The organism is Bradyrhizobium sp. Kon58 (assembly GCF_055807455.1).
The window spans coordinates 1-355 of record NZ_JBVVOT010000231.1 but is presented as its reverse complement, the minus strand read 5'-3'; the positions used below and the strand labels follow the sequence as shown (position 1 = coordinate 355).

General features: G+C 42.8%; 1 protein-coding gene. It reads left to right on the top strand.

Annotated elements, in window-relative coordinates; translation table 11 throughout:
* The coding region (locus AC0L20_RS40250) for a hypothetical protein (RefSeq protein ID WP_473295708.1) at positions 1 to 355 on the top strand (355 nt) is incomplete at both ends.

The following is a 355-nucleotide window of genomic DNA, read 5'->3' as shown; positions in this document are numbered from 1 at the left end:
GCCAACAGGATTCTATAATTATATAAAGTCATGTCAGGCTGAAGTTTGCCATAGTGCTCCACCGCTTTGGGTGGTTCTTGATGAGGCGAATTTATCGGCTATTGAACACTATTGGGCTCCTTTTATGGGAATGGCTGACGCTGAGTCAGATCGAACTTTGCGCGTTAACGAAAATGAATCTCCTATTCAGATACCAGAGTCGTTGAGGTTTATCGGCACTATAAACTATGACATGACCACCGAACCGCTAAGCCCGAGGCTTATCGATCGTGCTCCTATTATAACTCTTGAGCCGAGCTATGAGGAGTTTGAGTATGATAGTAAATTTGAGTTCAATGAGGATCTAATACAGATT